24 protein-coding genes are annotated in these 23,203 nt (G+C 61.0%); 7 read left to right on the top strand and 17 right to left on the bottom strand.

Annotated features, from left to right (window positions below):
- The first annotated feature begins 225 nt into the window (after positions 1–225).
- Complete coding sequence (locus VKV28_04210) at positions 226–672, top strand: Rrf2 family transcriptional regulator (GenBank protein ID HLH75992.1); 447 nt, start codon at positions 226–228, stop codon at positions 670–672.
- Between the two features lie 12 nt (positions 673–684).
- On the opposite strand, the gene VKV28_04205 is transcribed toward VKV28_04210, so the two are convergent.
- On the bottom strand, positions 685–927 hold the full coding sequence (locus VKV28_04205) for a hypothetical protein (GenBank protein HLH75991.1): 243 nt from the start codon (positions 925–927) through the stop codon (positions 685–687).
- Positions 928–955: 28 nt separating this feature from the next.
- Entirely contained in the window at positions 956–1,420 is a 465-nt protein-coding gene (locus VKV28_04200; protein HLH75990.1) for a hemerythrin domain-containing protein, read from the bottom strand.
- A gap of 277 nt (positions 1,421–1,697) precedes the next feature.
- On the opposite strand from VKV28_04200, the gene VKV28_04195 reads away from it, so the two are divergent.
- Positions 1,698–2,309 carry a hypothetical protein gene (locus tag VKV28_04195; GenBank protein HLH75989.1) on the top strand — a complete coding sequence of 204 codons (612 nt, stop codon included), beginning with the start codon at positions 1,698–1,700 and terminating at the stop codon, positions 2,307–2,309.
- 7 nt (positions 2,310–2,316) lie between these two features.
- The gene (locus VKV28_04190) at positions 2,317–3,591 is read left to right on the top strand and encodes an FtsX-like permease family protein (GenBank protein ID HLH75988.1); all 1,275 of its coding nucleotides are present in this window, start codon (positions 2,317–2,319) and stop codon (positions 3,589–3,591) included.
- Between the two features lie 380 nt (positions 3,592–3,971).
- On the opposite strand, the gene VKV28_04185 is transcribed toward VKV28_04190, so the two are convergent.
- From VKV28_04185 to VKV28_04125, 13 genes are all read right to left on the bottom strand, one after another.
- The gene (locus tag VKV28_04185) at positions 3,972–4,259 is read right to left on the bottom strand and encodes a hypothetical protein (GenBank protein HLH75987.1); all 288 of its coding nucleotides are present in this window, start codon (positions 4,257–4,259) and stop codon (positions 3,972–3,974) included.
- A gap of 191 nt (positions 4,260–4,450) precedes the next feature.
- Positions 4,451–4,777 (bottom strand): SCP2 sterol-binding domain-containing protein, encoded by a 327-nt coding sequence (locus VKV28_04180; protein HLH75986.1) that lies wholly within the window; start codon positions 4,775–4,777, stop codon positions 4,451–4,453.
- Between the two features lie 192 nt (positions 4,778–4,969).
- Positions 4,970–6,544, bottom strand: coding sequence for a BON domain-containing protein (locus tag VKV28_04175; GenBank protein ID HLH75985.1), 1,575 nt, complete (start codon positions 6,542–6,544; stop codon positions 4,970–4,972).
- Positions 6,545–6,644: 100 nt separating this feature from the next.
- The gene (selA, locus tag VKV28_04170) at positions 6,645–8,063 is read right to left on the bottom strand and encodes an L-seryl-tRNA(Sec) selenium transferase (GenBank protein ID HLH75984.1); all 1,419 of its coding nucleotides are present in this window, start codon (positions 8,061–8,063) and stop codon (positions 6,645–6,647) included.
- A 6-nt stretch (positions 8,064–8,069) separates the two neighbouring features.
- Positions 8,070–9,068, bottom strand: coding sequence for a biotin synthase BioB (bioB, locus tag VKV28_04165; GenBank protein ID HLH75983.1), 999 nt, complete (start codon positions 9,066–9,068; stop codon positions 8,070–8,072).
- Between the two features lie 171 nt (positions 9,069–9,239).
- Positions 9,240–10,511, bottom strand: coding sequence for an MFS transporter (locus VKV28_04160; GenBank protein ID HLH75982.1), 1,272 nt, complete (start codon positions 10,509–10,511; stop codon positions 9,240–9,242).
- A gap of 108 nt (positions 10,512–10,619) precedes the next feature.
- Positions 10,620–12,119, bottom strand: coding sequence for an NADH-quinone oxidoreductase subunit N (locus VKV28_04155; GenBank protein HLH75981.1), 1,500 nt, complete (start codon positions 12,117–12,119; stop codon positions 10,620–10,622).
- Positions 12,116–13,669: an NADH-quinone oxidoreductase subunit M gene (locus tag VKV28_04150; GenBank protein ID HLH75980.1), complete on the bottom strand. Its 1,554-nt coding sequence runs from the start codon at positions 13,667–13,669 to the stop codon at positions 12,116–12,118. The genes VKV28_04155 and VKV28_04150 overlap by 4 nt, the downstream gene beginning before the upstream one ends.
- Positions 13,669–15,591, bottom strand: a complete 1,923-nt coding sequence (gene nuoL / locus VKV28_04145; protein HLH75979.1) for an NADH-quinone oxidoreductase subunit L — start codon at positions 15,589–15,591, stop codon at positions 13,669–13,671. Before nuoL ends, VKV28_04150 begins: the two co-directional genes overlap by 1 nt.
- Positions 15,592–15,595: 4 nt before the next feature.
- Positions 15,596–15,904, bottom strand: a complete 309-nt coding sequence (gene nuoK / locus VKV28_04140) for an NADH-quinone oxidoreductase subunit NuoK (GenBank protein ID HLH75978.1) — start codon at positions 15,902–15,904, stop codon at positions 15,596–15,598.
- Positions 15,901–16,425 (bottom strand): NADH-quinone oxidoreductase subunit J, encoded by a 525-nt coding sequence (locus VKV28_04135; GenBank protein HLH75977.1) that lies wholly within the window; start codon positions 16,423–16,425, stop codon positions 15,901–15,903. The genes nuoK and VKV28_04135 overlap by 4 nt, the downstream gene beginning before the upstream one ends.
- 5 nt (positions 16,426–16,430) lie before the next feature.
- Positions 16,431–17,540 (bottom strand): complex I subunit 1 family protein, encoded by a 1,110-nt coding sequence (locus tag VKV28_04130; GenBank protein ID HLH75976.1) that lies wholly within the window; start codon positions 17,538–17,540, stop codon positions 16,431–16,433.
- Positions 17,530–18,030: an NAD(P)H-dependent oxidoreductase subunit E gene (locus VKV28_04125; protein HLH75975.1), complete on the bottom strand. Its 501-nt coding sequence runs from the start codon at positions 18,028–18,030 to the stop codon at positions 17,530–17,532. Before VKV28_04125 ends, VKV28_04130 begins: the two co-directional genes overlap by 11 nt.
- A gap of 62 nt (positions 18,031–18,092) precedes the next feature.
- Between VKV28_04125 and rsmD the strand changes: the two genes are divergently transcribed.
- Genes rsmD through VKV28_04110 form a run of 3 tightly spaced genes read left to right on the top strand, consistent with a single transcriptional unit; the run spans position 18,093 to position 20,598 of the window.
- On the top strand, positions 18,093–18,848 hold the full coding sequence (gene rsmD / locus VKV28_04120; GenBank protein HLH75974.1) for a 16S rRNA (guanine(966)-N(2))-methyltransferase RsmD: 756 nt from the start codon (positions 18,093–18,095) through the stop codon (positions 18,846–18,848).
- Positions 18,845–19,357 carry a pantetheine-phosphate adenylyltransferase gene (gene coaD / locus VKV28_04115; protein HLH75973.1) on the top strand — a complete coding sequence of 171 codons (513 nt, stop codon included), beginning with the start codon at positions 18,845–18,847 and terminating at the stop codon, positions 19,355–19,357. The genes rsmD and coaD overlap by 4 nt, the downstream gene beginning before the upstream one ends.
- Before the next feature lie 41 nt (positions 19,358–19,398).
- Positions 19,399–20,598 (top strand): pyridoxal phosphate-dependent aminotransferase, encoded by a 1,200-nt coding sequence (locus VKV28_04110; protein HLH75972.1) that lies wholly within the window; start codon positions 19,399–19,401, stop codon positions 20,596–20,598.
- Between the two features lie 37 nt (positions 20,599–20,635).
- Here VKV28_04110 and VKV28_04105 read toward each other — a convergent pair whose 3' ends face one another.
- Positions 20,636–20,872, bottom strand: coding sequence for a helix-turn-helix domain-containing protein (locus VKV28_04105; protein ID HLH75971.1), 237 nt, complete (start codon positions 20,870–20,872; stop codon positions 20,636–20,638).
- 391 nt (positions 20,873–21,263) lie between these two features.
- Positions 21,264–22,085, bottom strand: a complete 822-nt coding sequence (locus VKV28_04100) for a hypothetical protein (protein HLH75970.1) — start codon at positions 22,083–22,085, stop codon at positions 21,264–21,266.
- Between the two features lie 409 nt (positions 22,086–22,494).
- On the opposite strand from VKV28_04100, the gene VKV28_04095 reads away from it, so the two are divergent.
- A partial coding sequence (locus tag VKV28_04095) for a mechanosensitive ion channel domain-containing protein (GenBank protein HLH75969.1) occupies positions 22,495–23,203 on the top strand: 709 nt, incomplete at its 3' end.

Here is a 23,203-nt window from a genome sequence, read left to right as displayed (position 1 = left end):
CGGCAGAGCTGCTACCGGTCGTTCCCGTCCATTGCGAGGGCCTCCCACGGTTGGGCCGGCACCGTTCAGGATTCCGGACCCAACCTACACTTGCGTCCTCCGCCGTGGCGCCAGACGAGAGGCTTGACTTGTCATCACTTAAATACGAATGTCTGATATATCTTTAGGGAACGGGCAGAACAAGGCAGCTAGTGCACCGGCGCCATACGAAGCCCGCCGTTACATATGCAGCTTACCTATCATACCGATTACGCCTTGCGGGTCCTGATGTACTTGGCTGTGACCGACCAGCCGATGGCCAACGTGGCCGAGATCGCCGAGCGGTATGATATCTCGCGCAATCATCTGGTGAAGGTCGTGCATAATTTGGCTCGCGGCGGATTCATAAGGACCTATCGCGGCAAGGGGGGTGGGATCGAGTTGGCACGGCCACCCGAGCAGATCAATATTGGCAGCGTGGTGCGCTACACTGAGGGTAGATTTAAACCGGTGGAATGTTTCGACGCGAGTCGTAATCGCTGTTTGATTACCGGCGCCTGCGGCCTAGTGGAGGCGCTGGAGGAAGCGTGCGAAAGTTTCCTGACCGTACTCGATCGCTATTCCCTGGCCAACTTGGTGCGCCGGCGCACGAGCCTGGCCAGACTGCTGGCACCGCGCTCAAGCCTTAACTGAATCGCGCCAAACCTAACGCTGGCGCAAGACAAAAAAGCTCGGCAGGCAAACCGCAACTACGATCGCACCCCGAACCGGGTCGTGTGCCAAGTTAAGAAGCGCCCATAGCGTGGCGCCCAGCAGAACTAAGCGAATCGCACCGAGCAGCGGAAAGCCATCGTGCCACCATTGGGTAGACATATCGAGCATCCCACGCAGCATCTGGAGCGGAGAGACGGAGCCCAGCGCCAACGGCCGGCCAATTGGGTTGCGCATAGCTACTTCGTAACCAGGCGGCCGCCGCTTATTGCGGACCGCGTTTAAGTCCGGCCCGCGCCAAGAGGGCCAAACCGTCGTCCTCGTCAAACACCCGGTCCATCATGGGATAGAGCATCCCCTCTTCTTTTTTGTCGTGGCTATCGAGTAGGCTGGAAAGCGCCGCCGCATGCTCGCCGAGCCGATCCGAGGCCCCGCCATGCACGCCCGCCGCCAGCGCCTGAAGCAGCACTTCGAGTTGCCGATGCTCCATCCGCATTACCGCGGTTGGCCCGGCGGTGAGGCCGGTGCGCTCTTCGAAGCCAGGAAAGAATATTTCCTCTTCATCTCGAATATGTCGGCGCAATTCGTTAGCAAAGCACTCCAGCGGTGTGCCGGCCGCCGTGACCTCGCCCTTCAGCGTCGTCAACGCCTGACCCCAGAGGTCATCGAGCTTTCGGTGCTCGCGGGTAAGCATGCCAGTCAACAATCCCTCTTCCCTAGATGCGCCCATCTTCGACTCCGCAGGGCCTTCGCACGCACGGCCATTAAATATGCTTGTAGAATACAAGTTTAATTGCGGCTGTCAATCCTCGGTGGCCAGCTGCACCATTGCAGAAACATGGAACCACCGCGCTCTCATGCCATAACGGGCACCAGGCCTCCAATCAAATTGCCGCCAATGGCCCCGCCTAACCCGCCGTTGAAAGGCACTTGGCGTGGAATGGAGCGGCGCACAGGGGCTATTATGAAGCCAACCTTGGCAAGGAGAGCAACCCATCGCTGCTCGATTGAACCATAATAGTAATAGCGTCAGCGGGCGCATGCGCCACGTGTGCGAATTGCAACGGCTGCGCTTCAAAACGGAACATCTGGACGAAGGCGTGCGGCTGTGGCGCGAGTTGTCAGAAATACTGCGACATAAGAAGAGCTGCCAGTTCCAGCGCCTTTATCGCGGTCAGGATGAGCAAGTCTGGCTGGCTTGCTCAGAGTGGGAAAGCTTGGCTGATTTGGGCGGGGCTCGGCGCGAACTTGCTCGCTCGCCTCTTTACCGCCGACTGCATGCCATGCTGGAGCTTAGCAGCGAGCGTGCCTACCAGCCCTTCGGCCCGGTGCAAAGCAGTCGCGGTGCCGGTACAACGCAGGCTTTGGTCGTCGTCGCTTTGGCCCAATGGACCGACGAGGGCGAAGAAAAAATCCGCCGGTTGAACGACTTGACCGGTCACCTCAATCACGTGCTGATGCGAGCGGTTGGAGAGCCGGGTCAAGTCTGCTGCCTGGCGCAGTTTGCCTCAGCCGAGGACGCCGACGGCGCCATCGTGGTACTGGCTCAGACGCCCGAGTTGCAACCTTTGCAGCCTAGCTTTGAGCTGTTCATGTCATCAACAGGGCCCAGTGCATGACCGGAGCATGGCGGCGGAAAGTCGCCCAGCGCGGCGTGCGCTGATGGGTTACGAAGCGCTGATCGCGCTGCGCTATTTGGGCTCCCGGCGTAAATCCGCGTTTGTGTCCATCACCAGTTTCTTCACCGCCATCGGCCTCACCCTGGGAGTCGCCGCGCTGACCATTACCTTGGCGGTGATGAACGGGTTTGAGGCCAATCTGCGCATGCGCGTGCTCAGTCTAACCCCCCAGGTTGAAGTGGTCCGCTTCGGCGGCTTAACCGATTATCAGCGAGCGGTGGCTCGGGCCGACCGCGTGCCCGGCGTGGCCGGCGCGGATCCGTTTATCATCGGCGAAGCGATGTTGACTTCGCCCACCGCAGCTAGCGGAGTGGTGGTGCGCGGGGTCGATCCCTCCAACCCCAACTCAATCGTGCAGTTGCAAAATTATGTTATTGCCGGCAACCTCGGACGCCTGGGGCAGGCTCAACCCGCGCAAACCTCGCTCATGGGCTGGATCGCGATCGGGCAGAGTTTGGCTAAAAAGCTGCATACAAGCGTCGGGCAACAGGTCAAGATCGTCTCGCCCATCGTATCGGCTTCAGGTGCCGCGGTCACCGCGACCAGCGCGCCGCTGGGAGTAGGCGCACTGTTCAATTCCGGCGTCCAATTTATTGATGACAATCTGATCTTCATGGATTTGAGCGAAGCTCAGGCCTTTTTCGGCCGCCCGCAGCGGGTGGATGGGATCGAGATTCGACTGCGTGACCTTTCTCAAACCGCCTTGGTCACCGCGCGGCTGCGCCGAGTTTTTCCCTTTCCTGAGTACCGTGTGCGCAACTGGATCGAGCTTAATCAGGCCGCCTCGGCCGGCTTTGCGATGCTCAAGACAGTGTACAGTTTGGTGCTGACACTGCTGATCGGGGTAGCCGCTTTCAATTTGGTGGCTATGTTGATCATGGTTGTGATGGAAAAGCGGCGCGACATCGCCATCCTGATGGCGATGGGTGCGACACGTGGCGCCATCCGCCGAATCTTCATGCTCAAGGGGCTGGTGGTAGGAGCGCTCGGCACGGCCGCCGGCCTGGCGCTAGGCGCAATGGGCTGCGACGCCCTGGCTCGCTTCCATTTCATTCATCTCCCGCGCGACATTTACGGCATCTCAACCCTGCCGGTTGCCCCCTCCCTGGCCGCCTTCGCCTGGGTCGCAGTGGCTGCGATGGGATTATGCCTAGTCGCCACGATCTATCCCGCGCGCCAAGCCTCGCGACAATTGCCGGTGGAGATTATCCGCTGGGAATAAATGCCTGCTTCCAGCCTCCGGGCTGAGTCGCGCGGAGTAGCGCGGCAGACTTGAGCAAGGCTCGCGCCGCTTGCCAGCTCTACGATCCCACCCGCACCCCTGCACGCACTTGCATAACCACGGGGCGGCGCATTGGCGAGGTTATTGCCAAGACTTACGCCAGGAGCGCATCTCGCAACTATCCGTAGCTGGCAACCCAGCACCTTACCCCGGGGTGAACGGACGGAGACGAGTAAAGCGAAGGACCGCGCGCAGCTTAGTCACAAATCGCGAGCAGCCTTGCCCGCGCTGACAACGAATGGGCTGTGGCGGCCCGCCCCGCTAGGGCGGCATCGCTTCTGCGGACCGCGCAGCGCTCCTCCTATTGAGGAGACGCGATACTAGGCGCGCGGCGGCGTCACTTCGGGGCGCGGTTTGCTGGCCAGCCTGGCCTTGCGGATGACCAGGGTTTCATGCCCGCGAACCTTGATGGTACGGGCCGGCTCGGAACTCTGCGGCTTGAGGCTGAGCCGCGCCTCATGATTGCGTAGGTTGGCGTTGCCACGCTTGCGTCGCCAATTGCTTAGCTCCTGCGACAGCTTGGAAGCCAAACCAGCTTCGCCCTCGCGCGCTTCGTTCTCCAGCCCCTCGCTCCCCACCGAATTACTCATAGTCTCTTGGGAACCCATGTAGCTCCCTTCTCCTGACGGGAAATTACTCTTCCAAGTGCGCCGCCCAGGCGGCTAATCAGCCGAATGCCCAAAGTCGTTTGATCAAAAGTCCGAGCCGTGATTACGTGCTCAAATGATTATTTAGCGGAATGGTATAGGGCAGAATTCGAAGCGCTCCGAAGGGAGCGTAATACATTTATAGATCAGATTCAGCCTTGTTGGAAGAGGCTCTGCATTCTGATCGCCAAGCCTAAATCGCCAGCGATACGCAAACGGCCCGTCATAAAAAGGACTTGGCCATTAGCTTGGCCGTTTATCATATCCACGTAATCTTGCGCGGTCATCGAAAGCGTGACACTGGGCGAGGTATGACTTCCCTCATGCACCTGGCAAGTCTGGTCTTTGATCACCACGTACCATTTGCCGCCCCCCTCACCCGAGAGGTCGAACTGATAGGTAGCATCCAGTCCCTGTGCAGCTTCGGGCTTGAAGCTGCTGGGCATAGCAGCAAAAATCGCCTGACAACTGGATGGCATTCCAACCTCTCTCTCGCCGGCGCCTAGCTACGGGCACTGCTGCGGCCATATAAGCGCCACCCTAACAGCTTGTCAATATCCCAAGACCTCTGGGGAAGCGCTCCGGTCCCCTCGACTCACAAGTCAAGCTTAGCAGACCGAAGCCGCACAGGTGCAATCTTTTAAAGTTCACCGCCGACGCTTTTCACACTCTTAGAAGCCGAAAATGCCTTTGGGGACCACTCGTATGAGGTTGGTGCGCACCGTCACCGGCGCGGCGCTCTCCGCGATTGTTACCGCCCGTTCGCGCTCCAGGTTACTGCTCACCTCGCCGTCCAGGTACGCATCGTGACCAATGATCTGAACCGTAACCTTGGTGAGTCCCGCACCCTGCAATTTCTGCAGCACCAAACTTTGCTCCGCCGCCCACTCGGCGGTATCGGTATGCAGATTGTCGATTACGTCGCTGACCCCATCCACGCCACGCGCCGCTTTGACCGCCAGCCGCTTGGCCTTGTCGTCGAATACCTTGCCATACAGCGTCACCACTCCGCCCCCGTTGGTGTAAACCCCGACCCGTCCAAAGCGACGGTCGGCACGCAACCGTTCCTGCACGCGCGCCAGCAGCGTGGGCTTCGGGCGCGGCGGACGCGCCACGTGACGAACCGGCGGCCGCTCCCGATGAAGCGGTGGTCGTGCCACCGGCGGTGCGATCGGCTCGGGCGCCACAGGCGGTGCGCTGGGCCCCAGCGAAGCCACGCCAGCACCCGCCGTAGCGGCCGGGCTGGCAGCGGCCGCGCTGGGGGCAGGCGCGGGCACTGCTGGGGCATTGGCGTACTCGGGACTTTCACCGCTATTCATATGCGCAATCTTGTCAGCCAGCGCCGAGTCCACCGTAGAGCGTTCATCTGGATTGCGCGCCATCACGACCGGGTAGCTGATCTGCACCGAGCTGCCGGAAAAAGGAGTGTAATGCCAGCCCATCATGGTCTTGATGACATCGCCGTCCAGGGCCGGGTTGGGCGAAGTCGAGGTCTGGATTGCGCCGGCGGTAACGCTGCCGTCGGGCGTTACGGTCAAATTAACCAGCAGTCCGTCGTGCGCCTTAGGGTCGCCTGCCAAGGCGTTACGATAGACATCGAGCAGGCCCGCCTTGTTCTGGTTGAATACTTTGATAGCGGCATCGGAATTGCGCGCCGGATCATCGGCCGATTCCCCCGTGACCTGGACTTGCGTATAGGCCGCCAGCGCCGCCACCGGACCACTATTCACCGCCGGTGAGCTGATCGCCGAGGGCGAAGGCGCAGCCGCCATGCGGGTGGCCCTTGAATTGAGATGCCAGGCAAACCAGGCACCCGCCGTCAACGCGATGAGAGCGGCCAGCACATAGCCTATCCAACTGAGCCATCGCCAAGACGAAACTTGCGCTTGAGGCCGATCGTCGTCGAAGGTCTGCGTCTGCCCTGGCGTCCCCAAATTATAGCCGCCCAGCGCCGAGGAGGGCCGCAACGGCGGCGGCAGCGGCGGCGATGACGTCGCTCCGCCGGCCGTCAGCCGAGCTCCGCAAAACGAGCAGACTTCCTCGCCGGGCAAAGCCCTGCCCCCGCATACGGGACATTCCACCGCGGCGGCTTGCGTCGGCACCGGCGCCGCCTCCTGCGGCGAGACCATGCGCTGGGTAGCGCGTTCGCCCGCCGCCTCCGCGCCGCTGACCAAGGCCACACCGTCGGTGGCGCAAAAGCGCTCGCTGTCAGGGTAAGTTCGGTCGCATTCCGGGCAGCGCTTCATCGCAACTCTCTCGCCTCCGAGCTCAGGGTGCTCGATCAAGCATAAACGCTCTAGGGCACAATCAAAAGAGCGGTTTGGAAAGCCAGCTTCGCCCGCAAGGTCAGAGCGGAGGCAGCTCGATGGCCAGCCGTGCCGGATCGTCAATGGTGCGCACGTCGAGCTGGAAGGCACCCTCCTGGATGCGGCCGATTACCGGCGGGCGCGCGCTTCGGAACCAAGCCGCGATTCGCTGGGGCGAATAATGTGGATGGGTGATTCTGAGAACCCGGGTCGGTAGCTCTTCACCGGGCATCGAACCCGAGCCGACCTCAGAGGTGGACGGGGCCACCGTGATCGTAAACTCGGAGTCCAGGCGCTGGCGCAAAATCGCGCACGCCTGTTGCGCGCAACTCTCTAATTCCTCCGCGCCGCGGGACAAAAAGCGCAAGCTTGGGAGCTCGTGTGCGGGCTCGGCGGCCCAGCGATAAAGCTGCAAAGTAGCCGCTAACGCAACTAGCGTCAGTTTGTCACAGCGCAACGCGCGCTTGAGCGGATTAGCCTTGATCCGCTCGATCAGGTCGCTGCGGCCGACCAGGATGCCGGCCTGCGGTCCACCCAAAAGCTTGTCGCCCGAGAAACACACCAAATCGGCCCCGGCCGCGATCCGTTCCTGTACCACCGGTTCGTACTTGAGCCCCAGCGGGCGCAAATCGATCAGCGCTCCCGACCCCAGATCCTCCATCACTGCGATTCCTTGGCGGCGGCCTAATTCACACAGTTCGCGCAATTCCACCGCGGCGGTGAAGCCCACCACCCGATAATTGGAGGGATGCACCTTGAGCATTAGCGCGGTGTCGGGTCCGATCGCCTGGGCATAATCTTTAAGATGGGTGCGATTGGTGGTCCCGACCTCGCGCAGGCGGGCACCGCTTTTTTCCATCACGTCAGGGATCCGAAAGGAGCCACCGATCTCGATCAACTCTCCTCGCGAAACGATTACTTCTCGCCCGCGCGCCAGCGTGTCCAGGGCCAGCAGCACCGCGGCCGCGTTGTTGTTGACCACCGTGGCGGCAGGCGCGCCGCATAGCGCGCGCAGATCCTCCTCAACCAGCCGATCGCGGTCTCCACGGCTACCACTGGCAAGATCAAATTCTAGATCGATCGGCTCACGGGCGGCCCGTGCCACTGCTTCGGCCGCAGCCTCGGCCAGCAACGCACGGCCCAGATTGGTATGGATTACCACCCCAGTGGCATTGATCACAGGTTGCCAACTGGCAGTTTGGTCAAGCAAGCGCCCGCGCGCTTCACTCACGATCCGCGCCACCATGGCCGCGCGCGGCAGGTCGCGCTCCAAGTGGCCTGCACTAGCCTGCTCTCGCAGCGCGGTTTGCGCGGCGCGCACTGCTTCGACGATGCGGGCCCGGTTGACTGCGCTCAATGCCGGCTCGCCCGCCAGGGCGTTGAGGCATTCGTCCACCGACGGCATCAGCCGCAAGGCGCTGGACCGCGGCGCCGGCGGTACCTGAGCTTTGCTCGCCACGGAACCCTAATTGACCCCCGGCTCGACTTCGAAACCAAGGCTTTCGATCAAGTGGCGCGTCTCCTCCAGAGCCATTCCCGGCGTGGTCAAATACCCGTCGACGAAGATCGAGTTGGCGGCATACAGCGCGTACTTCTGCCATTGGCCAAGGCCCACCTCGCGCCCACCGGCCGCGCGCACTTCGGCACCGGGATTGAGCAGCCGAAACAAGCACAAGGTGCGCAGGCATTGTTGAGGCGTCAGATCATGCCGCCCGGCCAAGGGCGTGCCCGCGATAGGGTTGAGAAAATTGACCGGCACTGAATCGATGTGCATCCGCCGCGTGGCATAGGCCAGATCCAACACATCCTCGATACTCTCGCCCATGCCCACAATCCCGCCGGCACAGGTGTTAAGCCCGGCCGCGCGCACGTTTTCGATGGTTGCTACCCGATCGTCCCAGGTATGCGTGGTGCAAATGCTGGGGTAGAAATTGCGGCTGGTATTGAGATTGTGATTGATCCAGCCCGCACCCGCTGCCTTGAGCGCCTCGGCTTGCTCGCGCGAGGTCAGTCCCAGCGACAAACACAGCTCCAGCTGCGGATGACACGCCCTGATCCGTTCGCAGGCCTCGCCTAGATGTTCGATATCGGCCGCGCTAGGGCCGCGCCCGCTGGTCACCATGCAGTAGCGGCGCGCGCCGGAGGCGGCGGCGCGCTCGGCCCCTTCGAGCAAGCTAGCCAGGCTTTGCAGCTTGTACACCGGGATCTCGGCAGTCGACAGGCGCGATTGCGAGCAATAGCCGCAGTCTTCCGGGCAGATGCCGCTGCGGGCGTTGCGCAGCATGCAGAGTTTAACCCGGCGGCCGAAATGGGCCTCGCGCACAGTCAAGGTGGCTCGAAGCAACTCCTCCAAGCCTTCATCCGGACTGTTCAGCACGGCGCGCGCGCACTCGCGCTCCAGTTCCTCGCCGGCCAGCACACGTTCGGCCAGCGCCTGCGGATCCCATCGCTCCCAACTGCCCATAAATTCCTTTCGCGGCTTCAGGCCGCCGACCACGACTTGTCGCCCAAGCGTCAACTCGGGATTTTTACAGACCCCGCGACTTCACGCCAAGGTAACGACAAGCCCGCAGGCATCATAGCTCACTACAGCGTGGGTTACAGAGCCTCCGGATTGATCTTTTAGGCGGTTGGCTCAAGCGGGCGCGGGCGCCAGCACAAAATATTTGACCTTGCGCAGCATATAGCAGGCACACAGCAGGGTCAGGACTCCGCACCACACCACGGTCCACACCGCACCCAGGCGTTGCCCTAGGAAGCCTGCAAACAGGCTGCCCAGCGGCGTCATTCCCAGCATCGCCAGGGTGTACAGGCTCATCACCCGGCCGCGAAACTCCTCGGCCACGAATAGTTGCAACAAGGTATTGGAGGCGGCGGTGTAATTGATCATCGCGCAACCGGCGCACACCAACGCTATCAGCGATAACCAGGGGTGGGTGGACAGGCCGAAACCGATCACCGCCACCGCCATCCCGAACGCGCCGGCGATCAGCAGGCGGCGCAGGCGGCGCACGTCGCGACCATAGGCGCTGAGCAGGGCTGAGCCCGGCACTGCGCCCAGGCCGTTGGCGCCCATCAAAAAGCCGTAGAGACGCGCCTGGCCGTGCAAGATGTCGCGAGCAAAAATCGGCGCTAGCACCATGTACTGCATGGCTATCCCAAAGACCACTGCCAGCATCGCGAGCAGATTGAAGATCGCCACGTGATGCCAGGCATAGGCCAGCCCCTCGCGCAGTTGGCGCCAGAGCATCGCGCCGTGACGGGGAGCCGGTCGTGGCGCCACCTTCATCGCCATCAGAGAACCGATCACCGCCAGAAAACTCAGTCCGTTGACCAGGAAGCAACCGGCTTCACCGATCAGCGCCAGCAGCAGGCCGCCCAAGGCCGGACCCAGGGCGCGCGCCCCGTTCATCAACATCGAATTGAGCGCGATGGCACCCGGCAATTCCTCGCGCCCTCCGACCATCTCGATCACGAAAGCCTGCCGGCCGGGCATGTCGAACGCCATCGCAACGCCGTTGAGGAAACCCAACACGATGATGTGCTCAACCCGCACCACTCCGGTCCAGGTCAGGGCCGCGAGTACGAACGCGGTGGCCATCATCGCGCTCTGAGTGCCGACCAGCAGGCGGCGGCGATCGCTGCGGTCCACAACCACTCCGGCAAACAACGAAACCACCAGCACTGGCATCAACGAGGCAAAGGAGACCACTCCCAGCATCAGCGAGGAATCGGTCAGCTTGAACACCAGCCAGCCCTGGGCCACGTTCTGCATCCAGGAGCCCACCTGCGAGGTAAACTGGCCGAAAAACCACAGGCGAAAATTGCGGTGGCGCAGGGCTCGGAAAACCCCTGTGGATTGCCTGGCGGAGTCCTCGGGCGCGGGTTTAAGCAGTACTTCGGGCATTGGGGCCACCCCGAGTCTGCCAGAGCGCCCATGGCCAAGCGAGCGCACATTTCCCGCGGCATCGCGAACACCCCGCCCCAAAGCCAGGCAGTTGGAGGACGCAGGAAATTAATGAAACAGCGCGACCGCGCTCAGCGCCGGTTTGCCGAAGGCGGAGGCGAACGCGCCGGAGGCGGCCGCCATATAAGGCTGGGGGAAGAGCCCGATCGCGATGGTTCCCGCCACGCCTATAGCGATTGCCGCCACCAACGCCGGGCGGGCATAGACACGCCCGGGCTCGACGCCACCGGTGCCGGCATACATGGCAACCACCGGGGTCAGATAGTAGTAAGCAGATATCACGCTATTGACGACCGCGATTACCACCAGCCAGACATAGCCAGCCGACAGCGCGGCCGAAAACAGGTAGAACTTGCCCACGAATCCGGCTAGCGGTGGCACTCCAACCAGAGACAGCAGCAACAACGTCATCGCGGCGGCCAGGATCGGATGGCGCGTCGCCAGACCACGCAAGTCGTCGATCCGATCATTGGGTTCGCCCTGGCGGGCCAGCGCGATCAGGATTGCGAAGGCACCAAGGTTGGTGAAGGCGTAGCCCAGCAGGTAGTAAAGGACTGCGCCGCCGGCGCCAATTCCACCCGCCGTCATCGCCACCAGCATGTAGCCGGCATGGGCGATCGCGGAATATGCCAACAGTCGTTTCAGATTGGTCTGCAGCAATGCGATGGTGTTGCCAGCCGTGACCGTCAGCGCGGCAATCACCCACAACACCCAACTCCAATCCGGACTTATCGCCGGCAGATGGACCATGAAGACACGCACGAAGCCCGCGAAAGCCGCCAGTTTGACACCTACTGCCATGAAGGCGGTGACCGAGGTCGGCGCTCCTTCATAAACGTCAGGCGTCCACATGTGAAAGGGCACAGCCGCCACTTTAAAAGCGAACCCGATAAGGAGCAGGCCGACACCCAAGAGCAGCAGCGGCTGATGGCTGGAATGACCCATGGCGGCGCTGACCTGAGCGAGTTTGACACTACCGGTGGCACCGTAGATAAACGCGATACCGTAGAGCAGGAAGCCGGTAGAAAAAGCTCCCAGCAGGAAATACTTGAGCGCGGCTTCGTTGGATTTGGGATCGCGCCGGGCCAGTCCCGCCATCACGTAGACCGCGATCGACATCGTCTCGAGGCCCAAAAAAATGATGATGAGGTCGCCCGCCGCGGCCATCAACAGCATGCCAATCGTAGCAAATAGGAGCAGCGCGTAATATTCGGCTCCGGGCAGGCCCTGCTGAGCCACGTAATCCAGCGACATCAGAACGGTAACCGCGGCGGCGAAGAGGAGGATCAGGAAGAAGTAGGCGCTGAAATTATCGACCACCAAGGCGCCCGAAAAGGTCAGCTCGGAGGGACCGATCATCCCCAGCGCGAAAATAAACGCGATCACCAACCCTACCAGCGACAGCCAGCCCAGGCCCTCGCCTTCCTCTTCACTTAGGCGCGCCCCCACCAGCAGCACAACCATCGCGGTCACCGCCAGCACGATCAGCGGCAAGATTGGGAGCCAGGCGAAATGCAGCTGGGCGAAATTGAAAGCGTTCGCAGTCATCTCAGGTTGCTCGCCGGCGCGACCGCGGCCGCCGCCATCTGTTTGCTCTCGCTTTGGTCCAGCCGAGCGACCTGGGCGTGAGCACGCTGCACCAACAGCTGCACCGATGGTTCCATCCGCGACAGCAGAGGTTTGGGGTAAAGACCCATGAAAAACATCAGCCCAATCAGCGGCACCATGACCGCGATTTCCCGTGCCGTGAGATCGGGCAGGGTTTCATTGATCTTGTGTTTGATGGGGCCAAAGATCACCCGCTCGTAGGCGTAGAAGAGGTACAGCGCGCCCAGGATCAGGCCGGTGACGGCCACCGCCGCCGCTTGCCAAGTCGCCAGGTAGGCGCCCAGCAGGATGAGGAATTCTCCCACGAAGCCGTTGAGGCCGGGCAAGCCCACCGACGACAGCATCACGACCATGAAGATTCCCGCGTACTTGGGCACGCTGTGCCACAGACCACCAAACTCGCTGATTTCGCGCGTATGTCGGCGCAGGTAGATCATCCCGACCAGAAGAAACAGAGCGCCGGTGGAAACCCCATGGTTGAGCATTTGGTAAAGCCCGCCCTCAACGCCCTGCGGATTGAGAGCGAACAGTCCGAGCATCACGAACCCCAGATGGCTGACCGAAGAATAGGCTACCAGGCGCTTGAGATCGGGCTGCACCAATGCCACCACCGCACCGTAAACAATTCCGATTACCGCCAAGGCCATGAAGATCGGCGCGGCTTGGCGTGCCACGTCGGGAAAGAGCGGAATGGCGAAGCGCAGGAAGCCGTAGCCGCCCATCTTCAGCATCACCCCGGCTAGAATCACCGAGCCCGCGGTGGGGGCCTCGGTATGAGCGTCGGGCAGCCAGGTATGCACCGGCCACATCGGCACCTTGATCGCGAAGGCCAGGGCGAAGGCCGCGAACAGCCAGCGGGCCTGGGTCGCGGTTAACGGCACTTGGTAGAGTTGCGGCAGATCGAAGCTGAGATGCCCAAGCTGCGTGCGCGCCGCCAGCACTAGATAGATGATGGCGACCAGCATCAGGATCGAGCCGAGCATGGTGTACAGGATAAATTTGAAGGCGGCGTACAGCTTGCGGCCGTGACCCCAAATCCCGATGAGAAAATACATCGGAATAAGCATCACTTCCCAAAATACGTAGAACAGGAAAATATCAACCGCCACCAAGGCGCCTAGCAGTCCGGTTTCCAGCACCAGCATGAAGAAACAGAATTCCTTGGCCCGAAACCCGATATCACCGCCGCCCGAATAAAGCAGCGAGAGCGAGATCAGAATCGTGGTCAGAAGAACCAGGAACAAGCTGATGCCGTCGATACCGATGTGATAGGAAATCCCGAATTGCGGAATCCAGGAATAGTTTTCCACGAACTGATAGCTGGTGCTGGCGGGGTCGAAGGCGGCAAAGAGATAAAAGCTTATCGCCAGCGGAATCAGCGAAAAGATGAAGGCCGAGCGCCACGCGCCCCGCTCATTGCTTTGCAGGGTAATCAGTATTGCCCCCAGCAGCGGCACAAACACCATCGCGGTCAGCCAGTTGGAAAACATCAGTGGAGCACCCGGTAGACGTAGAAGGCAACCACCGCCACCGCGCCCAGCAAATAGACCAGGGCGTAGGATTGCACGTTGCCGTTTTCCGCCCGCCGCGCCAAGTCACCGCCGGTCTCGACGGTCACGGCCGAGCCTTCCACCACGCCATCGATCGTGAAGGAGTCAACGCCGCGCCACAGCACATAATGGCCGATGAAAAACAGTGGCCGCGACACCAACCGATCGTAGATTTGGTCGATGAAATACTTGTCCAGGAGAAGCCGATACAAAGCATATACCGAGCGTGCGAGTTGGCCGGGCCACTCGGGACGAGCGATATAGAAAAGCCAAGCAGTTGCCAGTCCGGTCAGGCCGGCCAGCACGCTCAAGCCGCTGAGCATGACTTCGTTGGTTTCAAACAGGGGCTTGAAGGTGCCCACCGTACTGGCCAGGAAGCGGCCCAGCACATTGCCCCACAGAAGGCCCTGGGGCAACGCTATCCAGCCGCCGCATAGCGACAGCGCCGCCAGCACCATCAGAGGCAGCGTCATCACCAATGGCGATTCGTGGATGTGATGGGCTTTTTCGGGCGCGACCCGCGACTTGCCATGGAAGGTCATGAAAATCAGGCGGAACATGTAAAGTCCGGTCAGCGCGGCGGTAATCAAGCCCACCAGCCATAAGACGAAATGGCCCGAAGAGTAGGCCGAGCTCAGGATCAGATCCTTGGTAAAAAATCCGGCAAACGGTGGAATCGCCACGATCGCCAGGGTCGCCATCCACATCGTCACGCAAGTGATCGGCATCTTGCGCGCCAGCCCGCCCATGTGGTTCATGTCCTGCTCGCCGTGCAATCCGTGGATAACCGAGCCGGCGCACAGAAAGAGCAGGGCCTTGAAGAAGGCGTGAGTCATGACGTGGGAGATACCGGCGGCGAACGCTCCCACTCCCACTCCCATGAACATGTAGCCGAGCTGGCTGATGGTCGAGTAGGCCAGCACGCGCTTGATGTCGGGTTGGACAATGGCGATGGTGGCGGCGAAAAACGCTGTGGCCGTGCCTACCGCCGCCACCACTTCCATCGCCTGCGGGCTGAGCATGTAGAGGAAGTTGAGGCGAGCCACCATGTAGACCCCAGCCGTGACCATAGTCGCGGCGTGGATCAAAGCACTGACCGGCGTAGGACCGACCATCGCGTCGGGCAGCCAGACGTAGAGCGGAATCTGGGCGGATTTACCGGTGGCGCCCGCAAACAACAGCAAGCCCGCGGCCGTAGCCAAAGCGGGCGTCACCACCGCGATATGGCTCTGCATCTGCACAAAGTCCAGGGTCCAGAAGCCGTGCGAAGACAACGCCCAGAATAGGGTCAGCAGCCCCAGGATAAAGCCGGCGTCACCGATACGATTGACCACGAAGGCCTTGCGGCCGTTATAGGCAAACTGTGGATCGGTGTACCAAAACGCGATCAGTAGGTAGGAGCACAGCCCGACCCCTTCCCAGCCTACAAACATCAGCAGCAGGTTGGCGGCCAAGACCAGTAGCAACATCGAGAACACGAACAGGTTCATGTAGGTGAAGAAGCGGGCGAAGTCAGGATCCTCAGCCATATAGCCGCACGAATACAGATGGATCAGCGCGCCTACCCCCGACACCACCAGCACCATCACCGCCGCCAGCGAATCCAGGCGCAAGGCGATCTGGACGTGAAATCTGCCGACCTCGATCCACGGCCACAAGGTGACACCCAAGACCTGACCCGGGTTGAGGGTCAGCAGGGTACCCACTGCCCATAGGGCAACGGCGAAGGGGATTGCGATCGCAGCCACCCCTACGGTGTAGACCGCGGCGCGGCCGGCGCGCGCGCCCCAGAACAGGTTGAACACGACCCCCAGGACAGGGCAGAGCAAAATCAGGCCCAGGGCCGGAAAAGCAACCGTCATCGGCTCACCAGCGCATCAGGTTGAGTTCGTCGGCGTTAACGGTTTCGCGGTTACGAAAAATCGCCAGAATGATTCCCAAGCCGACCGCGGCTTCGGCCGCCGCCACCGTCATCACGAAAAACACAATGGCCTGGCCGTCGGTGGAGTTGAGCGCACGCCCAAGCGCGACGAAGGCCAGATTAACAGCGTTGAGCATTATTTCGATCGACATGAACATGATGATGATGTTGCGCCGCAACAGCACACCGGCAACGCCGATACAAAACAGCACACCGCTCAACACAAGGAAGTAATCGATCGGCGTCACGCTCATTTCACGGCTCCTGCCTCGCCAGGCGCCACCCGACGCGCCAACGCGATCGCGCCCACCACCCCCACCAGCAGCAAAATCGAGGTCACTTCGAAAGCGATTAGGTATTGGGAGAAAAGCGTTTGCGCCAATCGGTTGATGTCGCCGTAACCGGCCCCAACCGCGGGCTGGCTCCCGCCCAGCGCTGGCCCCAGATTCACGAAGACCATCACCAGCTCGGCAATCAGCGCTGCAGTGAACAACGCGGCCAGAACCTTGAGCGCCAGCCGCCCACCCTCGGGCGGTTCGACCTGCAGATTGAGCAGCCAGATAACAAAGAGAAACAAAACCATGATCGCGCCGGCATAGACGATCGCCTGCAAAAAACCCACGGTCACCGCGCCCAGGCCAATGAAGAGCACGGCAATGATCAGCAGCGTTCCCACCAGCGAAAGCAGGCAGTGGATGGGATTGCGCTGAACGATGACGCCGAGCGCGGAGAGCACCGCCAATGCGGCCAGAAAAGCGAACAGCCCAAGCGGCATCGCTGTTATACCCCCGCCAGCACGATTACGCAGGCTGTGACCACCAGGTTGGCCACGGCCAGCGGCAACAGCCCCTTCCAACCCAGCCGCATGAGCTGATCATAGCGAAAGCGGGGCAGGGTCCAACGCACCAGGATCTGCAACCAGCAGAAAACTACCACTTTGAGGGTAAAACTGATTATACCCAGGATGGCCACCACTACGTTGGGCAGTGCCAGCGTGGCGCCACCGGGAAAATGGAAGCCAGTGGGATAGAGGTAGGGGACCTGCCAGCCGCCAAAGAAAAAGGTCGTGACCAGGGCCGAGATCAGGACGATTTCGGCAAAATCCACCAGCATAAAGACGGCCTGCTTGCCACCCGAATACTCGGTGAAATAGCCCGCGATAAGCTCCGATTCGCCCTCGGGCAAATCGAAAGGCACGCGCTTGGATTCCGCCATCCCAGCCGTCATCAGCAGCAGAAAAGCCACCGGCTGCACGCAAATTCCCCAGCGCGGCAGCCAGCCAAACCACACCCCCCCCTGAGCCCGGCACATCACCTGCAAATCCAGGGTGCCGTAGGTCATAACCACCGCGATAACCGCCAAGCCCATCGCCAGCTCGTATGAGATCATCTGCGCGGTAGCGCGAATACCCCCCAACAGTGCCCAGCGGTTGTTGGAAGCCCAACCGGCCAGTGCGACGCCGTATACGCCGATACCAACCGTGGCCAGAACATAGAGCGCGGCTACGTTGATCGGAGCGGCCTGCAGGCTGATGTGGTAACCGCCGATGGTCAACTCGTCGCCGAAGGGCACCACCGCGAAAGTTACCAGCACCGGAAACATGGCCAGAAAAGGGGCCAAGCTGTGCAAAAAGTGGTCGGCGCCAGCGGGAACAAAGTCTTCTTTGGTAAAGAGCTTGAGCGGATCCGCCATCAGGGTGTTGACGAAGCCCAGATTAGGCAGTCCCAGGCGCTGTCCCAAACCAAGAATGTTGGCACGGTTGGCGCCCACCCGATCCTGAATCAGGGCGCTGCCCTTGCGCTCGAACCACAGCAGAAGCGCTGACAGGTTGAGCACCATCAGGATCACCACGATCGCCTTGACGGCGCCAATGAGCAGATCAATCGCCACGACTGCCCAGCTCGTCGATCAGCCGAACCACCGATTCGGGCGTGAGGTTTTCGTAGAAGGGGCCATGGTTGAGCTGAAGCATCGGCGCGCTGCCGCAGGAGGCCAGACACTCCACTTCGCTGAGCGTGAATTTGCCATCAGCCGTGGTTTCGCCCGGTCCGATCGCAAGCTTGTCGCGAACGCAGTCGATAATAGTGGCGGCGCCGCGCAAGCGGCAGGAAAGATTGCCGCACACTTCCAAATGCCAGCGCCCTACCGGCTTGCGGTAGAACATCGTATAAAATGAAACCACACCGGCCACATGGGAGGGAGCCAACCCCAGCAGCCCCGCGACGTAGGCTTCCACTTCGGGGCTAATCCAGCCAAACTCGCGTTGGGCCAACCATAGCGCGGGCAATAGCGCGGCTTGCTTGGTGGGATAATGGCTCAGGAGGTCGTGCAACTCCGCCAACACCGGCTGCGAAAAGTTGATTTCTTTATGCTCGGTCATCGATCTCAATCTGACGCCGCCACGCGCCGGGCGAACAGTATGAACTCGTATCCGAAAGCTATTTGCGTAGCAAGTACCACCACCCTTCTGCCCGCGCCGGCGACGCGCGCGGGCTTGCGCCTTGCTTCCCCCGTGAGGATTCTTTATCTATCCCAACTGATGTTACAAAAGCGGGCGACCGATTGGCGGGCCGGGGTTCACTCCGCCCGCTGTTCCGCGCTAGCCGCGCGCGCCCGGCGGCGACTATGCGAATAATCGCGGGAGACGCCCGCGGGCGCAAGCTCAAGGCCCCAGCCGGATTGGCCACCCGACCAACCTTGGCACGGGTTCGCCAATCGATTTTCTCGCGCCTAGCGGCCCGCTTCGGAATGAGCGAACTGCGCGTGCTCGATCTGTTTGCCGGCACAGGCTCGCTGGGAATCGAGGCGCTCTCGCGCGGCGCCGCCCACGTCACCTTCGTGGAAGGCGCGCGCCCCGCTCTGGCCGCGCTGCGCGATAACCTGGCAGCCTTGGCCCTGAACCAACGCGCACGGGTGATAGGAAGCGATATCTGGACCGCGCTGGAGCAGCTTGCGCGCGAGCGCGCCCGGTTCGATTTGATTCTGCTCGATCCTCCCTATCGGCGCGGCTGGGGTGAGCCGGTATTGAGCCGGCTGGTGGAGTTGGAATTGTTTGCGCCAGGGGGATGGGCGGTAACAGAGGTTTCCAAACTGGAGCTTGCGCCCGCTTCGCGCCCGGGCCTGCAACGTATCAGCTTGGCTACTTTGGGCGACCATCAGATCGCGCTGTACCGCCTCGAGGAGACAGCGGCGGAATGAACAACCAGCAGAGTACGCGCATGCGCTGCGCGGTCTATCCGGGAACCTTCGACCCGATCCACAACGGCCATATCGATATCGTGCGCCGGGCGGTGGAAATCTTCGACGAAGTAATCGTCGCCGTGGCCTACAACCCGCACAAAGACAGCGCCCTGTTCAGTGCCGACGAGCGGGTGGAAATGATCCGGGAAAGTGTGCGTGACCTCGAACCGCGGGCCCGCGTGGACAAATTCAGCGGCCTGTCGGTGGAGTACGCCGAACGAATCGGCGCTCGGGTAATTATCCGTAGCCTGCGCGCGGTGACCGATTTCGAGTACGAGTTGGGCATGACCCATCTCAATAAGTACATGAAGCCCAACGTGGAGACGATTTTTCTGTTCGCCAATCCGGCCCTGTTCTTTTCCGCCTCCCACCTGATCAAGGAGGTGGCCAGTTATGGCCAACGGCTGCCGGCCTTGGTTCCCCCCAACGTCATGCAAAAACTGCGCGAGAAGTTTAAACTGGATTAATATTCCCGCGGCCGGGCAGCGGCCATGCAAAGGACTGATCGATGATCAAGCTCAATCGCCGGGTTGGCATGCTGAAGCCCTCGGCCACCCTGGCGGCCGAGGCGCGCGCGATCGAATTGCGCGAAGCCGGCAAGAACGTGATTTCGCTGGCCGCTGGCGAACCCGACTTCGACACCCCCGAGCGCATTAAGCAGGCCGCGCGCGCGGCGATGGCCGAGGGGTTGACCAAATACACCGCGGTTAGCGGCACCTCGCGGATCAAACAGGCGATTTGCGCCAAACTCAAACGTGAAAATGGGCTCGTTTACGAGCCAGCGGAAGTGATGGCAACGGCGGGCGGCAAGCCGGCGGCTGCCAACCTGATAAACGCCCTGTTCGATGAAGGCGACGAGTTCATTATTCCTACTCCGGCCTGGGTGAGCTTCATCGCGATGGTACAATTGTCGGGCGCCACGCCCAAATTGGTGCCCACCGCGGAGCGCGACGGCTTTCGGCTGAGCCCTTCAAGCCTTGAGGCGGCGCTGACCCCGGCCACCCGCGGCATTATTCTCAATTCACCCTGCAACCCGACCGGCGCGGTTTATCAGGAAGAGCATCTGCGCGCGCTCGCACGGATATTTGTGGAGGCCAAGCTTTGGGTCATCTCCGATGACGTCTATGAGCACATCAGTTACGGCGGTCCCATACCCCACCTCTTTGCCATCGAGCCGCGACTCAAGGAGCATGGCATCGTCATCAACTCGCTCTCCAAAAGCTATGCGATGACCGGCTGGCGGATCGGAATGGCGGCCGGACCGCGCGAGGTCATCGCCGCGGCGACTCGCCTGCAAGGGCAAAACGCCAGCAACCCCAATTCGATCGCCCAGGCCGCGGCGGTCGAGGCGCTCAACGGACCGCAGGACGACGTCCGGCAAATGGCGGCCGAATTCCATCGCCGGCGCGACTTTGTGGTCGAGCGCGTACGCACCATCCCAGGCTTCAGCCTGCCCAACGTACCCGAGGGCGCTTTTTATGTCTTCCCCAACGTCTCGGCCTTGCTCGCTTGCAAATGGAACGGCCAGCCGGTGGGTGACGGCGACGGTCTAGCCCGCATCCTGCTGGACGAAGCGCTGGTCTCTACCGTGGGTGGCACCGATTTCGGCGCACCGCAGTTCGTGCGCCTGTCGTATGCCAATTCCCTGGAGAACCTGCGCGAGGCCTTCGATCGTATCGAGGGCGTGACCCGCAAGCTGTTGGGCTAGAACGTGCTTGAGGAGCGAGCGGCACCAAAGATGCCGTTCACTCCTCAAGCGCGCTTACCGTAACCTCTTTCAACCACTGGTCGATTACCGATTTTTTAAATCGCCAATCACTGCCGATCTTAAATCCGGGCAGTCGTTTCTGCCGCAACAATCGATAGATCGTACTGGGATGGCAGCGCAGATACTCGGCCAGCATCGAGACCGTCATGATCTCGGGGTTTCCGTTGACCAATTGGGTATCAGCCAACTGTGACGTACTCCTTTCGTACCGCATGCTCAAATCCTCTTTGGATAGCTTTTTGTAATGCAAAAGTAAGTTAAATCTAGCGTAGCACTAAAAAGCGGAGAATCAAAGCCATAGGTGCGAAAAGATTAACTTGCCCTTAACCCGCCGCTAAACGTCGAGACGACAGAGGCAGGGCACATATTCAGGCGGCCGGTAGGGAAATCCGTCGAAAACTTGGTGGCGCCCAACCCTTCGGCCCCACCGCTTCCAATCGAACACGTTTAACGAGCTTCGGGCCTTGGCTGATAGCTCGCAAATAGGCTGCAACACGTCCTAAGGCAAGCAATTCGAAGGTGATCGGATTTTGCTTGGCAACTAGTGGCGCGGGCGCTGCACGCACCACCAGTTGCCGCTGCCGGTTTCTCGGCCGCGAAACGCTTCACTTATTTGTGGCAGCCGGTTTTACGAACTTCAGAGTTAGTCGGTTGCTTTCGCCGATGGCGGCATACTTGGCCCGATCCTTATCGCCCAGCCGAAAGGTGGGCGGTAGAGTCCACACCCCTGCGGGATGATCGGTATCGTCGTTGGGATTGGCGTTGATAGCAGAGCTGGCAGCCAGTTTGAACCCGGCCTGGCGCGCCAGGGCAACGATCTGGCCTTGGGTCAAATAGCCTGAGCGGGCGTGGGGGTCGGCCGGAAGCTTGCTGCCGTGATCGACCACGCCCAGAGTGCCACCAGGCTTGAGGGCGCGGTAGAAGGTCTGGAAGTAGCTTTCCGCATCGCCCTTGGCAACCCAGTCATGAACGTTGCGGAAGGTCAGAATCAGGTCGGCACTACCGGCGGGGGCAATGGCGGCTTTCTTTTCTGGATTCAATTCGGTGACGATAATCTTACCGTACAGCTCAGGATTGGCTGCAATTTTCTTGCGGAAGCTCTGAAGCGAACGCCCAGGCGGCACCGCCTCGTAAAGCTTGCCCTGAGGTTTCAGATAGGGCGCCAGGATTTCAGTGTACCAGCCCCCGTCGGGCGCAATTTCGACCACTGTCATATCCGGCCGCAGCCCAAAAAATTCCAATGTTTCCACCGGATGGCGATAGCGGTCACGCGCGCGGTTCTTGGCCGAACGCTGCGCTCCCGCCACGATCGCGCGCAACTGGGCTTCGGCGCCAGCCCCTTGTGCGTGGACCACTGGCGCTCCCCACGCGATCATTCCCGCTACGGCCACAAACATGCCGAACTTGGCTAGGTTTTTTCTCAACACGATTGCCTTTCCGCGCTCGGGCTGACACAGCCGTGCCGGATGCGCCCGTGTCCAAAGCGCGATTTTGGTAAGGATTGCACCGCCAAGTCTGGTTTGGCGGAGCGAGTCCTTATCACATACCCTGCCATTGCCTGAGAGCGCAACTGCGGCAAGGTGTTACGCAGGCTTTTCAGCGCGCGCGTTTTCCGTGGGAGCATTACTTTTCAAAGCTTACGGAAATCGGGGCGATCATTAGGGCTCGCGCTCGAATGCTCGCCCGATGCAGCCCAGGCTGTTAGCCTGAACAAGGCTGAAAGAAGCGCTTTAAGACTGTACGGTGGTGAAGGCCGCGGCCTGACCCCTCGCCAATCTTTTATTTTCGGATAGGTCAACCGGGCCTTGATTTGATCAGTCGAAAGGAGCCAAGGCGATGATGTGGGCAGACTGGATTTCCGCGATCCCTACGCTTCTTGCTCACTGGCATCGGCTGGCAATTTCCACTGCTCTGGTCGCAGGCGCGATTATCGCGGGCTTGATCACCCATCGCATCGCCTTCGCGATCTTCCGCCGATTGGATCGCCATCCCGGCAAGCTAACCCAGCTTCTGATGCTCAACTGCAGCGCTCCCTTGCGTCTGGCGCTGCCGATCTACGCGGTCGATTTGGTGACACCGCTGCTGCGTTTTCCCCACGAGTTGGCCGATTTCCTGCAACACGTGTTGGGGCTGTTGGAGATCGGCGCCGTCACCTGGCTGTTAATCACGGCGGCACTGGCGCTCTCCGAGAGCCTAATCGCGCATTTTCAAATCACCGAGACTGACGAGTTTCGCGCCCGGCGCATTGTCACTCAGATTCGCATCTTCCGCCGCATCCTGATGACGCTTATCGCGATTTTGGCCGTGGCGATCGGCCTGATGTCCTTTCATTGGGGCAAGGAGCTGGGCGCCAGCATCCTGGCCTCGGCTGGAATCGCCGGCCTCGCGGTGGGTTTGGCCGCGCGGCCCACGGTGGAGAATCTGGTGGCTGGAGTTCAGCTTGCGATCACGCAGCCAATCCGGCTTGAGGACGTGGTCATCGTTGAGAACGAATGGGGCTGGATTGAAGAGATTACCACCACCTATGTGGTGGTCCGTATCTGGG

It is taken from the genome of Candidatus Binataceae bacterium (genome assembly GCA_035294265.1).
Lineage (GTDB): Bacteria > Desulfobacterota > Binatia > Binatales > Binataceae > DATGLK01.
The sequence above is the reverse complement of the archived record's forward strand: the minus strand, read 5'-3'. Positions and strand labels throughout refer to the sequence as shown.

Excerpts from the sequence above, each read along its gene's own strand:
- VKV28_04210 (HLH75992.1), top strand. The coding sequence starts at position 226 with ATGCAGCTTACCTATCATACCGATTACGCCTTGCGGGTCCTGATGTAC.
- VKV28_04205 (HLH75991.1), bottom strand. The coding sequence starts at position 927 with ATGCGCAACCCAATTGGCCGGCCGTTGGCGCTGGGCTCCGTCTCTCCG.
- VKV28_04200 (HLH75990.1), bottom strand. The coding sequence starts at position 1,420 with ATGGGCGCATCTAGGGAAGAGGGATTGTTGACTGGCATGCTTACCCGC.
- VKV28_04190 (HLH75988.1), top strand. The coding sequence starts at position 2,317 with ATGGCGGCGGAAAGTCGCCCAGCGCGGCGTGCGCTGATGGGTTACGAA.
- VKV28_04185 (HLH75987.1), bottom strand. The coding sequence starts at position 4,259 with ATGGGTTCCCAAGAGACTATGAGTAATTCGGTGGGGAGCGAGGGGCTG.
- VKV28_04180 (HLH75986.1), bottom strand. The coding sequence starts at position 4,777 with ATGCCATCCAGTTGTCAGGCGATTTTTGCTGCTATGCCCAGCAGCTTC.
- VKV28_04175 (HLH75985.1), bottom strand. The coding sequence starts at position 6,544 with ATGAAGCGCTGCCCGGAATGCGACCGAACTTACCCTGACAGCGAGCGC.
- bioB (HLH75983.1), bottom strand. The coding sequence starts at position 9,068 with ATGGGCAGTTGGGAGCGATGGGATCCGCAGGCGCTGGCCGAACGTGTG.
- VKV28_04160 (HLH75982.1), bottom strand. The coding sequence starts at position 10,511 with ATGCCCGAAGTACTGCTTAAACCCGCGCCCGAGGACTCCGCCAGGCAA.
- VKV28_04155 (HLH75981.1), bottom strand. The coding sequence starts at position 12,119 with ATGACTGCGAACGCTTTCAATTTCGCCCAGCTGCATTTCGCCTGGCTC.
- VKV28_04150 (HLH75980.1), bottom strand. The coding sequence starts at position 13,669 with ATGTTTTCCAACTGGCTGACCGCGATGGTGTTTGTGCCGCTGCTGGGG.
- nuoL (HLH75979.1), bottom strand. The coding sequence starts at position 15,591 with ATGACGGTTGCTTTTCCGGCCCTGGGCCTGATTTTGCTCTGCCCTGTC.
- nuoK (HLH75978.1), bottom strand. The coding sequence starts at position 15,904 with ATGAGCGTGACGCCGATCGATTACTTCCTTGTGTTGAGCGGTGTGCTG.
- VKV28_04135 (HLH75977.1), bottom strand. The coding sequence starts at position 16,425 with ATGCCGCTTGGGCTGTTCGCTTTTCTGGCCGCATTGGCGGTGCTCTCC.
- VKV28_04125 (HLH75975.1), bottom strand. The coding sequence starts at position 18,030 with ATGACCGAGCATAAAGAAATCAACTTTTCGCAGCCGGTGTTGGCGGAG.
- coaD (HLH75973.1), top strand. The coding sequence starts at position 18,845 with ATGAACAACCAGCAGAGTACGCGCATGCGCTGCGCGGTCTATCCGGGA.
- VKV28_04110 (HLH75972.1), top strand. The coding sequence starts at position 19,399 with ATGATCAAGCTCAATCGCCGGGTTGGCATGCTGAAGCCCTCGGCCACC.
- VKV28_04105 (HLH75971.1), bottom strand. The coding sequence starts at position 20,872 with ATGCGGTACGAAAGGAGTACGTCACAGTTGGCTGATACCCAATTGGTC.